Source organism: Paenibacillus sacheonensis (genome assembly GCF_009909195.1).
GTDB lineage: Bacteria > Bacillota > Bacilli > Paenibacillales > Paenibacillaceae > Paenibacillus_Z > Paenibacillus_Z sacheonensis.
Window position 1 is genome coordinate 1 of the sequence record NZ_JAAAMU010000030.1, and the last position, 12,792, is coordinate 12,792.

Annotated in this window: 8 protein-coding genes; 1 reads left to right on the top strand and 7 read right to left on the bottom strand. The window is 60.0% G+C overall.

Translation table 11 applies throughout. From position 1 onward, the window contains the following. The 5 genes from GT003_RS30455 to GT003_RS30475 all read right to left on the bottom strand — a co-directional run. Positions 1-1,875, bottom strand: a 1,875-nt coding sequence (locus GT003_RS30455) for a polysaccharide biosynthesis protein (RefSeq protein ID WP_161705156.1), incomplete at its 3' end; no start/stop codon positions are given. Between the two features lie 151 nt (positions 1,876-2,026). Continuing rightward, on the bottom strand, positions 2,027-2,569 hold the full coding sequence (gene spoVT, locus GT003_RS30460; RefSeq protein WP_161705158.1) for a stage V sporulation protein T: 543 nt from the start codon (positions 2,567-2,569) through the stop codon (positions 2,027-2,029). Between the two features lie 291 nt (positions 2,570-2,860). Next, positions 2,861-3,901 carry a glycoside hydrolase family 18 protein gene (locus tag GT003_RS30465; protein WP_161705160.1) on the bottom strand — a complete coding sequence of 347 codons (1,041 nt, stop codon included), beginning with the start codon at positions 3,899-3,901 and terminating at the stop codon, positions 2,861-2,863. A 26-nt stretch (positions 3,902-3,927) separates the two neighbouring features. Then, complete coding sequence (locus GT003_RS30470; RefSeq protein WP_161705162.1) at positions 3,928-6,555, bottom strand: transglutaminase domain-containing protein; 2,628 nt, start codon at positions 6,553-6,555, stop codon at positions 3,928-3,930. Further along, positions 6,552-7,586: a carbohydrate-binding family 9-like protein gene (locus tag GT003_RS30475; RefSeq protein WP_161705164.1), complete on the bottom strand. Its 1,035-nt coding sequence runs from the start codon at positions 7,584-7,586 to the stop codon at positions 6,552-6,554. The genes GT003_RS30470 and GT003_RS30475 overlap by 4 nt, the downstream gene beginning before the upstream one ends. Before the next feature lie 70 nt (positions 7,587-7,656). Here GT003_RS30475 and GT003_RS30480 point away from each other — a divergent pair, with 70 nt between their 5' ends. After that, positions 7,657-9,990, top strand: a complete 2,334-nt coding sequence (locus tag GT003_RS30480; RefSeq protein ID WP_239566169.1) for a helix-turn-helix domain-containing protein — start codon at positions 7,657-7,659, stop codon at positions 9,988-9,990. Positions 9,991-10,198: 208 nt separating this feature from the next. Here the strand turns inward: GT003_RS30480 and GT003_RS30485 are convergent, their stop codons facing one another. After that, positions 10,199-11,833, bottom strand: coding sequence for a type 2 periplasmic-binding domain-containing protein (locus tag GT003_RS30485; protein WP_161705166.1), 1,635 nt, complete (start codon positions 11,831-11,833; stop codon positions 10,199-10,201). A gap of 48 nt (positions 11,834-11,881) precedes the next feature. Continuing rightward, on the bottom strand, positions 11,882-12,790 hold the full coding sequence (locus GT003_RS30490; RefSeq protein WP_161705167.1) for a carbohydrate ABC transporter permease: 909 nt from the start codon (positions 12,788-12,790) through the stop codon (positions 11,882-11,884). Between the last annotated feature and the right edge of the window lie 2 nt (positions 12,791-12,792).

Sequence of the window (12,792 nt, forward strand, 5' to 3'; positions counted from 1 at the left end):
GGCCGCCGAGCCCAGCAGGGCGGCCGCCGTGAGCGCAGCGATGCCGGCGCAGGCGGCGCCGGCCGTGCCGAACGCCGGCACGAGGGCGGCATTGAGCGCCGCCTTCAACCCCGCCGCGGCCAGCATGAGCAGGGCGGGGGTGCGGACCGCCCCCAGCCCCTGGAGCACGGCCGCCGCGAGCGCGCTGACGGTGCCCGCAAGCGCCGTGCACCCGACAAGGGCGAACGTGCGCGTGCCGGCGGCGTCCGCGTACAGCATGATATCGATGGGCTCGGCCAGCAGCACGAGCCCCAAGACCGCGGCTGCGCCGACGCCCCACGCGGCGCGCAGGATGAGGCCCCCCTGCTGCCGGACGGCGGCCGCGTCCCCGCTCGCGCGGGAGCGTGCCAGCGCGGGGACGAACGCCCCGCCTACGGCGCCGGCAATCATGACGACCAGCTGAACGAGCGGCTGGCCCCGGCTGTACAGGCCGAAGAGCGTCATCGCCTCGTCCTGGCCAAGGCCGGTTCCATGCAGCAGCCGCGGAACGGTGAACGCATCCACGACATTCAGCGCCGGTACCGCAAGAGCGCCCAGCGTTACGGGCACGGCCAGCCGCGCCAGCCGACGCATCAACGCGAGCAGGCTTGGTCGTTCGACATCCGGCTGCACGGAATAGCGTTCTGTCGTTTCAAGAACGCGGTTATCCCGTATCGCCTTCGACTGTCCCGAGGTGCCTTCGCCAGCTTCATGCTTACCCGCCGCTTCAACTCGAACGAGGCTCCCCTTTATCGGCGCCTGCCGCTCCTGATTCCGTCTATGCTCACCAGCCGGCACGCCGTTAATCCGTATCGCCGGGTCATGCGCCCAAGCCGGTCTTTCCTCTTCCGCGATCGCCCCTGCTTGGTCCCCAGCATGTCCGGGCCCGTCCGCAGCCATTCGACCTTGCCCCGAAGCCTGTCCACGTTCTGGTGAAAGGACGCGTCCGGTTCCGCCTGCTGCTCCCGAGGTCCTCCTCTCTTCCCGCAGCCAATAGCCAGCAATGACGGCTAGGCCCGCCGTCCCGCCGATGGCCGAGCCCGCCGTCGCACCGGCGGCGAGCCGATCATCCGCCCAGCCGTAATACCAGCCGAGCAGGAGGAGCGCCAGCATCCCGGCGACCCGTACCGTCTGCTCGGAGAGCTGCGATACGGCCGACGGCAGCATGCGGCCGCGCCCTTGGTAATACCCGCGGAACGCCGCCATGGCGGGGGCGACCCAGAACGCAAGCGCCGATGCCCGCACCGCGGGCGCCGCCGCGCTGTCGCCCAGCCAGCCGGCCACTTGGCTCGATCCGGTCCACAGCAGCAGAAATCCGGCAATGCCGCCCGCTGTCAGGAGCCAGACGCTTGCCCGCAGCACGCGCGCCGAGCCTTCTTGATCGCCGGCGGTGTCCCGCTCCGCGACAAGCAGCGACACGGCAACCGGAAAGCCTGCCGTCACCATGACGAGCAGCAGCTGGTAGATCGGATAGACGGCGTTATAAATCCCGAAGACGCGATCGCCGGCGATATTCTGAAGCGGTATCTTCTGCAGCGTGCCGAGCGTCTTGCTGACCGCCATGGCAGCCCCCATCAATGCGGCGCCTTTCATAAACCGCGGCCCATCGCCGCTCTGTCCCCCGCCTCGCCGCTTCGCGAACGGCCGTCCCGCAGCGGCCTCGCCGTCCGGCACCGTATAGCCGCGGTCCGGCTGTGCTTCACCGGCTTCCGACCCATGGGCTTCCGCCAATTCCGCCCGTGCACCGCTCATAGCCGCGTACGATTCGCCCGTTGCCAGCGCATCCGCCTCCCCGCGGAATGTCGTACGCCCGGCACCCTTGCCGGCAACGGCGCGCTCCTGTTGCTTTTGCTTCAACTTCTGCACCTGCCCGTCTCTTCTCCTGCCCCCATTATACCCTAAACGCAGGCGGGATGAGTCCGAACGAAGGCCCAAGTCGACCGAAGACGGCAAAAAAGCTCCCCTGAAGGCTTGTCCTTCAAGGAAGCTTAGCTGGGGCCGCAGCGGATTACTGCTCCATTTGTTTGGCTAGAAAACCCGCTGCGGTCTCCGCCATCTTCGTTTCCATCTGCGCCATCTTGACCGCTTCGTCCTTGCTCAGCAGGACAACCGTGCCGATCGGATCGCCGCCCGCCACGATCGGCGCCGCCACGAAGGAGCTGAACGTCTCCCCGATATCCTTCACGACTTCGAACGACCCGCCTCCGGCTTCCACGAGCGTCTTCCGGTTCTCCATGCAGCTCTCCAGCATGGCCCCGATCTGTTTCTCCAGATATTCTTTCTTCGGCGCGCCCGCTACGGCGATGATATTATCGCGATCCGTAATAAGCGTAATATGACTCGTGCTCTCCGATAAGGATTCCGCATACTCCTTCGCAAAATCGCCGAGCTCGCCGATGGGGGAATACTTCTTAAGAATGACTTCGCCGTCGCGATCAACGAATATTTCCAGCGGGTCGCCCTCGCGTATACGCAGTGTACGACGGATCTCCTTAGGGATGACGACCCGTCCGAGATCATCGATGCGGCGGACAATTCCAGTTGCTTTCATGTTCTAGTTGCCCCACTTTCCTTGGAAGGTTTTGAATTTGACTGGACACGTTTGGAAGCTGGTGCTGCTTTATTATTCAAGAGGAGAGAATCCTTGAAAGAGGTGTTTAGCGAACTGACCATAGTATTCATCCCCTCCCATTTTCTTATGCATTGCGCGGGACGCCGGAATCCATCATCTGGCGCCTCGGCAAGCCTCGCCTGCAAAAGGCGAAGGCGGTAGATGTTGCCATTCGGAAAATCACGTAAAAAAGCCATCCCTTCAGTTAGGAATGGCCGATGCAGACGATGTTTATGATTCGCCCGAGAGACCTTGATCGATGGCCTCCAGCAGCCGGTGCGTCTTATCGCAGCCGTACTCCCAGAACATGATGCCCGCGAGGCCTTGATCCTTCACGTACGCGCACTTGCGCGCGATGGACTGCTCGTCTTCATAAGAGATGAAGCTCGATCCGTTAAACAGGTACGGCGCGCAAGCCTCTTCATCCCAATAGCGGACATAGCCCGACTGACCGATATAATGAGCGGCCAGCTCCGTAAAAGAAGGTCCGTATCCCCCCGTAGTGCCTGCCATCTGGTGGAGGCCTTGATTATGGTCCGGAACCTGGTTCCATTGTCTGGAGTAGAAAGCCGCGCCAATGACGATCTTCTCCTTGGGCACGCCGGCGCCGACGAAGATGCGGACGGAAGCGTCCGTGCTGATCCGGAACAAGTCCCCGGCAGGCGTATATAAATTCGTATGATGACCGGTAAGCACCTGGAATCCGCCGCGCATGTCGTACGTCATCAGCTGCACGTAATCCAGATAGCGCTGCGCTTGGTCCATCTCCGTGCCGTCGACGTAATACTGGTCCGCGCCCGCCGCAATGGTGAGCAAATAGTGGCGCTTATCGCGCGAGCCGAGCGCGTCCAGTTCTTCGCGAATCGTTCGGAGCAGCAGCGTGAAGTTCTCTTTGTCCGCAGGATTCGACGCGATCCCTGCCTCGGCGTAGCACGGATATTCCCAATCCAGATCGATTCCGTCAAAAGGCCGCGTCGTCAGCACGCGAACGGCCGAGTCCGCCATCTTCCTCCTGCCCGACTCGGTCGAGGCCGCTTCCGAGAACCCCCCGGCGCTCCAGCCGCCAACGGACAAGAGCACCTTCAATTCCGGATGCGCTTGCTTCCATTCATGGATCACCTCCGCATGCTTCAGATGGTCCGTTACGATCTCGTCCTCGCGAACGTGGCCGAACGCAACGTTGATGTGGGTAAGCTTCAGCAGATCCTCCCGCGTCATCTCCGGCATCGCCTCGTCGACGACATAGCCCACCTTGATATGCTTGTTGGACATTCGCAGTTCACTCCACTCTCGATTGATCAGGCTAGGCCCGTTATGATTTGCATCGCTTCTCGTCCCATGCCGATCTTGTACCCGGAGGCGGCGTACCGAATCCGGTCTTGGCTGTCCGCGACGAATAGATGCGGGAATCCCGCTTCTCTCGCCGCTGATTGAATAAGCCTGTCCGGCAGGGGAACGCCGCTGGTTTCCAGCATGAACACCGTCCGGAGCGGCAGCTTCGGATAATGGGCGGGATCGAAGGAAGCCGTCCGCTCCGAATCGCCGATCAGCAAAACGATCGGAATCCCCAGCCCGTCAAACGGTTCGGACAGCTCGCTCAATTCCCGGAGCAGATGTTTGCTCGGCTCCCGCTCCGGTTCGATCCAAGCCACGATAGCGCCTCGTCTATCCGCTTCAAGAAGGTCCTCCCATGCGGCGCCCTCACCGTCCAGCCGCGCGATCGGCCTGCTGCGGTCGAAAGCGCCAAGATCCGGAATGTCGACCGCCGTCTCGCGGAAGGTCAGGGTTACGTCCGTCGTCTCCCCCGCTTGAACGGTAAAGTACGCAAGCCGCACCTTGACCGTGCCGTCCTTCATACGGATACCGGACGTTAACCGGTATGGCCCGGGTTCGACTTCGAACGGCTCTTCGTAAACCTCTTTCATCCCGTGCGGATATACCAGCGTCTTGTAGCTGCCTCGTTCCAAGCGGGCAAAGGTGAAATTCTCGGCATAGGAAGCGGCCGGCGCATCCGGTGAAGCCGCATCTCTATGCAGCCGAAGCCTGCCGACTGTCCGACGCTCCCGATCGCCGGAAGAAGTATCGTTCAATACGGCGTCCAGCCAGCTACCTTGCTCCATATACTGCGGCTTCTGCTCGCTCGGGTGCAGGCGCGCCGGGATGCCAAGGCTCCGGCAGACGGCCACGAACAGGATATCCAGCGACAACGGGTCGCCTTTCTTCAACTTGTACGTTCCCGCCGGGTTCCCTCTCCCCGATAAGTTCGGTATGTCCTGCCATATGCCGAAGTTATCCTGCAGATTCCGAACCAACTCGGATGGATCGGACCGGAATGCCGCGATTGCCTCCGTAGTGAACGCCTCCCGAAAGAGCCGCCGATAAGGAACGAGCATCTCGTGCAGCACCCGCGGGCAAAGCACGTAGCGGACGAATTCTTCCTCGCCGATCCCAGCGCGCATCTCGGCGCGCATCGCCAGCGCGCCGATTAGATGATCCTCCAGTACCGGACGGAACGTGTCCGTCAGATCCTTGTCATGCAGCGATTCCAGCAGACGCAGCGGCCACTCCCCGTATTCGCCCGAGCGTTCCCGCAGGAACGCGGCGATCTCCGCGCCGTTGCCGCGGGCCGTACGAAGCACGTTCCATACGCGGTCCGGCGGCAGTCCAACGGCCGCTGCGAGACGAAATGCTGCCTCTTTCCCTTGGAAGGTGCACTCATAGTCGGTCCGAATCTTCGTGCCTTCCTCCAGACGGCCGTTATGCCGCTCGATCTGCGCCGCGGTTAGCGGCTCCGCGGCTTCTCCTTCGCGTTCGGGAGGCGGCACCATATCGAATTCCGCGATGCCGGACGGCTGCTCGGACGCATCCAATACCATATCGACCGAGGCGCAGTCCTTCACCGAAATTTTGACTTCGCCCCACTTGCCGTCCTTCACGGCGCGAATGACCAGGTCGCCGAGCCCGGTCTTGAATGCGGCCATGCCCTGATCGTTCGTCGGCACGGAGGCGATCGGGAACAATTCAGCCATGTTGTACAGTTCGAAATGAACTTCAGCCCCGGCGACAGGCTCGCCGCGCCCGTTCGTCACGACCACCTGAATGTCGCGCGTCGGCGCGTATAGATCCAACAGATTGATCTCCGTAAACCATTCGTCGGCCAGGGTAATCGCCTCGGGGCCCGGATAATCCGCGTACACTCGCGTATTCACCAGCATGGCCCGCCGTGCCGGAGGCGTGAACCAGCCCTGGTTGAGCCTCGCTTCCGGCTCGCACGCTCCGATGTAATGCCACTGCCCGTCCGCCCAGGCTTCCACCCAGGCATGATTATCGTCGCAATGGGCCCAGCGGGGCGTGTACACCTGGCGGGCGGGAATGCCGATGCTACGGAGCGCGGCCACGGCCAGCGTCGATTCTTCGCCGCAGCGTCCGCGCGCGTTCCGGATCATGGAGCGCGGCGACAGCGTTCTCAGATCGCTGCCCACGTAAGTTGCTTTCTCATGGCACCAATAGTTGGTCTCCAAGATGGCATCCTTCATCGACAAATGCGCCGTGCGGCCCGCCAGTTGATCATGCAGCTCCCCGCGGGAATCTTCGATATTCTCCGTATTCACCCGATAAGGCAGCACGAAATGCAAGAACAGATGATCCGGCACCCGATCGCCCCAAGGCGCCGTTCTGCGGATATCCAGCGTACATCGGACATGGCTTAAGAACAGCGAGCCATCATAATCCGCCATGTCGTTCACGGGCATATACGCGAATAAGTACTTTAATGCCCAAATTTCCTCTTCGGTCAGCGCTTCTTGGAAGACAGCGAAGAGCTCCTGCCTGCGGGCCTCCGCGAGCACTTCCTTCTCGCGGAATTTCCGCTCGATTCGCGCCATCTCGCATTGATCCAGCGAGAATACGGATGTCTGTTCGTTCACTCGGCTTGCTCCTTCCACAGCTTCCCGTCCTCCCGGATGCATATCACGGATTGTCCGTCCGCGGACGGTGCGTTAATTTGGAACAGACTGCGCGTCGTCTCGATGGCGGGTTCGATCGTCCAAGAATCTCCGTCCATAAGCAGCTTCGCGTCTTGGGTGAACTCCCCGTGCGCCTCGAAATAATTGCGTTCGCGGTAATACAGCCTGCGCAGCTCCCACTTGATCCGCTCGTCCGCCGGCAGCACGAACGACGAAGGTTTTCCGTCTCCATCGGCGAAGACGACGTAGCCCCACAGCTCCGGATAATGCATGTTCACGATGCCCATCGGGGACCACACCCAATTGTCTTCGGGAAACGGCTTGCCCGTCTCCGGGTTGATCGCTTTGCGGTATTCGCTGCCTCGCGCCTCGGCCTGCCATTCGACGCGCGAGAAATTAACGCGCCAGAATTCGCCGGCGCTCGGCGGCCGGCCACCAGTCGCGCATTCCCGCAGGCTCGTCCAAGGCATCGCGACCTCGACGCTCCACTTTCGATTAACCGCGGAAGGGTCGTTAAGCTTGCCGTCGATGTGCACGGCGGTCCTCAAGCCGTTAATATCCCAGCCGTTCACCGGCGGGCCTCCGTCCCGGTAAGGCTTCACCAGCAGCAAATCCCAAACCGTGTTCAAGGCGTTGATCTCGAATTCGTAATACTGATGGGAATCTCCGTCGGGATCGATAAAGATTTCAAAATCATTGTCATAGAAAATGACCGCGTCGCGCTCCGTCAACGTCGCCCAGATCTGGTCCTCGACCAACTCGGCCGCGAAGTAAAAGAACTCGTCGTCCCACAGCATTTTCGCCCGGGTTCGCTTCGCGGGCATAGGCTTGAGATCGCCCTCGATATCGACGAAATCCTCGGTCCATTCCGCCGCCGCCCAGAACGGCTTGTCGATACGGCCGTCCAGCTCCAGCGGCCCTTGCGCGCGCCGGCATACGTATCGTTCGGGAGCGTATGCGATCTTCGGCTCCGGCACTCCGCTTCGGTTCATGTCCATTCCCCCGTTTCGATTCGTTCTATGTGCAAAAAAATAAATTGTTGGTATGATGGGATGCATAGTAATGACGGCAGTACGGGGGGCAGCTTGTTTGAAGAAGAATTACTTTAAATCCAGGCTTTTTTTGAAATACATCTGGTCGTACTTGTTCATCCTGCTTATTCCGCTGGTACTCATGACGATTTTCATTTATCAAAACGCCGTCTCCAATCTGCGAACCGAAATCGAACAGTCCCGGCTGAATCAGCTGACGCAGGCCAAGGTAGTCGTCGACGGCCGGGTCAAGGAGCTGAGCGAGATCGCCTCGCGCGTCTCCTACGACAAGCGGTTGACGCCCTACCGGGTCCATGACCCGATCTTCAGCGGCGAAGCGATTCAGGCGTTGGATCAATACAAGTCGACGAGCTCGATCATCGACGAGATCTACCTCTTCTTCCACAAGGACGGGAAGATCTACTCGAGCAAAGGCCTGTACAATCTGGACGTCTTCGGCAACACCTTCAGCTTCAAGAGCTGGCCGACGGACAAGCTGTTCGAGGATTTGAACGCGGTCAAATACCCGACGATGCGGCCGGCCGATACGGTGACGAAGTCTTCGAACATGGCGGAACGCTTGCTGGCCTATCTCATTCCCATTACGCCGAACAATCCGGTTCCGCACGGAACGGTGATGTACCTGATCCGGGAATCCGAGCTTTCCAGCCTGATCGATACCGTGCTCGGCAGCTATCGGGGACTGACCTACATCTTGGATAACGAAGGACGCGTTCTTGTCGACAACCGGCAGGACGAGGCCTTATCCGCCTCTGCCGCGGCTTCCCTGATCGACCTTGCGCCGGGGATTCACGACCGCACGATCAACGGCCAGCCGCATTCGATCGTCTCCGTCAAATCGGAAACGAACGGCTGGACTTACGTGACGGCGATGCCGAGCTCGCAGTTCTTCAGCACCGTGCTGCACGTGCGCAGCTTCATCATCCTGCTGTTCTCGATCATCGTCCTGGCTGGAGCGGCGATCGCGCTCTTGCTGGCCCGCATGCAGTATCAGCCGATATCGATGCTGGTGGAATTCGCGGCCTCGAAGTCGAACGCGAAGCGTCCGCATGGCAGCCCCGACGCCGCCGCGCCCGTCAACGAGCTCGACCGGATACGTTCCGCGCTGCAGGAATACAGCTCGCGCGTCGACCTTCAGGAGCCCTTCGCGCGCAATCATTTTCTATCGATGCTGCTGAAGTACGGCAATGCGCAGAGCCTGTCTCCCGAGCTGCAGCAGTCCTTCGGCCTTCGCTTCGATCGTTCGCATCACTTCGTTGCCGTCATCGGATCCGGCGAGCCCGGCGATTCTCCGAACGACAGGCAGGAGCGTCAGGCAATCATCCAGCTGCTGAACCAGATCGAGCTCCCTGAACTGCAGGCGTCCGGATACGGCGTCGAACTGCCGCAGCTCGACCAGCTGGGATTGATTATCAGCTTCGATCTGGACGCCGGGGCAGAGACATTCGGCCGCGTCCGCCGGATCGTCGAGGCGGTCCAGGGCCGATTGGCCGACATTGCCGGCACCGTGCCGATCATCGGCGTCGGCAACTGCTACGAAAGCCCGGATCAGCTGAACCAATCCTTCATCGAGGCCTGTTCGGCATTCGAGCTGCGGTCCTCGGCCGGCTTCGGAACCGTGACCTATTTCGAGCTGTTGTCGGATGCGCCGGATCGGGCGGACTGGATTCCGAACCATACGCTGATGAAGCTCTCGCAAAGCTTGAAGCAGGGCAGCTACGATGTCGCCGCCCAAATCATCGGCTCGGCGATCCAGAGCCTGCACGCCACTTCCGCTTCCGCCCTGCTCACGCGCTGCGTCTGCTTCGATCTGCTCAATACGATGCTCAAGACCGCCTCCGAGCTCGGCATTCACAGCGTCGTTCAGGATATGTCGCCGGCGGCGATCTTCGGCAATTCGCTCGACGAGCTGGAACGCAGCTTCCTAAGCCTCGCCTCCGGAATCTGCAGCCATGTGGAGCAGAACGCGTTGAAAGAAGAACAGTCGCTCATGGACCGTATCGCGGCCTACATCGATGAGCGCTATGCCGATCATTCGCTCAGCCTCGAGAGCGTCGCCTTCACGTTCGGCGTCTCGCCGTCGCATGTCAGCCGCTCCTTCAAGGAGAAGATCGGGGTTAATTTCCTCCAGTATGTATGGCAGAAGCGGCTTGAAGAGGTCCGCCTCCAGCTGCGTACGACGGGCAATCCGCTCAAGGACATCATTCAGCGCGTGGGCTACCAGGATACGCCCAACTTCACGCGGAAATTCAAGAAGGAAACCGGCTATACGCCGGGGCAGTACCGCAAGCTGTTTGCCGAGAACGGCGAAGCCCGGCAGCTGCCGGAGGGCGATGATGAATAGGAGCCGAACACGCCCGGAACAGCAATAAAATAAGAGAATAGCCAACCCCCGTCTACCGGGCAAGGTTGGCTATTTGCTTTTTCCAGGCTTGCTATAGCTTGCTTTCGGCTCGCGTCGGCTTGCTTCGGCATGCTTTCTGCCCTGCTTTGGCTTGCTTTGGCATGCCTGTTCGCTAGCTTTTCGCTATAGGCTTGCTGCTCGCTCGCATCTAGCGATCGTACGCGCTTTGGTACAGCTCGACGATCCGGTCGCTGCCCATCTTCTTCAGCTGCGCCGCATACTTGTCCCAGTTGGACAGAGGCTCTTGCCCGGTTACGAATTTGGCTTCCATCTGCTGCACGTACGTGCTCAGATCGGCCAGCAGCGTCGTCGCTTCCGTCTGTTCTTCATTCGTCAGATAGACGTTCGGGAACGGCGATTTCGCGATCGGCGTCAGCTTGTCCGCGTTTTCCTTGTCCAGCCAGCGGTCGAAATCGCTCTTCAGCCCTTTCGTCAGCTCTGCCGAGCTCATGCCCGGATTCACGATGCCGAAGTTCGGCGTAAGCGTCCCGCGTACCTCTTCGCGGTCTTTGCCTCCCTCGACCGGAAGCCATTCTTTCTCGTGCGTCTCTTTATTCTTATATTTCCACAGCAAGTTCTCCGGCCCCTGCGAGAACAGCGTCGCGCCCTCGTAGCCGTATTGGTAGTCGATCCAGCGCATCGACGCTTCCGGCGACGGGTTCGAGCTGGAGATGGCAAAGGTGCCGTTGGTCGAAATGCCCGGATGCTTGCCGTAAACCGGGGATCCCGCCACTTCGCTCTTCACCGGCGTCATCAGGGGATTGTCGCCGCTAGGCTCGCCGCCCAGCGTGAAGTACGGGAACCAGTCGTTGAACAGGGCGACTTGGTTGTTCGTCCCTTTGGCTTTCTTCTGCTCCGGCGTCTGCGAGAAGGTTTCGTGGTCCAGCAGATCGTCCTTCCATAGACGGTTCAAGAACGTCAGATAGCCTTTATAGCCCTCTTCCTGCGGCGTGTAATGGACTTTTCCGTCCTTGTCGGCGTAATACACCTCGTTATAAATGCCCCAGAAGCCGAGGAAGTACATCCGCAGATCGTCCAGCTTGACGGAAGTGAGCGGCACCTCGTCCTGCTTGCCGTTGCCGTTCGGATCCTCGTTCTTCACGCGCTTCAGGAACGCATACAGCTCGTCGGTCGTCTTCGGCAGCTCCGTCACGTTCAGCGCTTTGAGCATCTTGCCGTTGTACCACATCGGGCCGCGGTACCAGACGGCGGACAGATCGATGTTCGGCAGGGAATAGATATGACCATCCGGCGTCGTGAACGACTTGCGGATTTCGGGGTACTGGTCGAAGATGCTCTTGATATTCGGCGCGTAGCCGCCATCGATATACTTCTCCAGCGGCACCAGCACGCCCTGCGTACCGTACGTGACTTGCTCCGCGGGGGTCAGATCGGCCGCATAGAAGATGTCCGGCAAATCGCCGCTCGCGAAGATGAGGTTCTTCTTCGTCGCGAAGCTGTCGATCGGCGAAAGCTGATAGTCCATATGGATGCCCGAGAGCTTCTCCATCTCTTGCATGACCGGCATTTTGTTCCAATCGGCGACGCCCGCGTCCTGCGACATCAGCTTGAGCGTAAGCGGCTCGCCCACGATCGGGAAGCCTTCTTTCTTTACGCCTCCCTCAGCGGCATTCGCATTGGATCCGGCGTTGGATCCGGCATTGGTTCCGGCGTTCGCTTCGCCGTTATTGCCGCCGTTCGAGTTCGAACCGCAGGCTTGAAGCAGCAGTGCGGATGCCGTGAGGCTGAGGAGGATCAATGATGCCTTGCGAACCTTTTTCATGACAACAACTCCCTATATGTTCTTGGTGCACGCTATCGCAAGATCAGGTCAGCCCTTCACTGAACCGATCATAACACCCTGTACGAAATACCGCTGCAAAAACGGATAAATGGCAATGACGGGTACCGTCGCTACGATGATGACGGCATATTTGACGAGCGCGGCGATCTCCGCCTTGCTGTTGAGCGCGGATGCCGTGGATGCATCCATCGCGCCCCCGCCCTGCGCCGCCATCTCCTGCAGGACGAGAATTTGGCGCAGCACCAGCTGCAGCGGATATTTGGACTGCTCGTTTAAATAAATCATCGCCGAGAAGTAGCTGTTCCAATTGCCGACGCCGTAGAAGAGCGCCATGACCGCAATGATCGGCATCGACAGCGGCAGGATGATCTTCAAGAACAAACGCATGTTGGTGCAGCCGTCGATCTGGGCCGCTTCCTGCAGCTCTCTGGGCAGCGTGCTCTGGAAGAAGGTGCGGGCGACGATGATATTCCAGATCGAAGCGGCCGAAGGAAGCACGATCGCTCCGATCGTGTTAATGAGGTGCAGCTTCTTGATAAGCAGATAGGTCGGTACCAGCCCGCCGCCGAAGAACATCGTGACCATGAACAAGCCCATGAACAGATTGCGGCCGACAAAGTCCTTTCGGCTTAAGGCATACGCCGCGGGCAGCGTGACCGCCAGGTTAATCAGCGTCCCGATGACGGTATAGACGATCGTATTCTTGTACCCGACCCAAATGTTCGTATTCTCGAACACCCGCCTGTATCCGTCGAACGTAATGCCGCGCGGCCACAGCCACATCTCGCCCGAGCCGACCAGCTTCGGATCGCTGATGGAGGCGCTGACCATGTAGACCAGCGGATAAAACACGATCAGGAAGGCCAGAAACACATAGATATAATTGCAAATGAGAAATATTTTGTCCCGTCCGCTTTCTTTCACGCCTGTTAGCATGC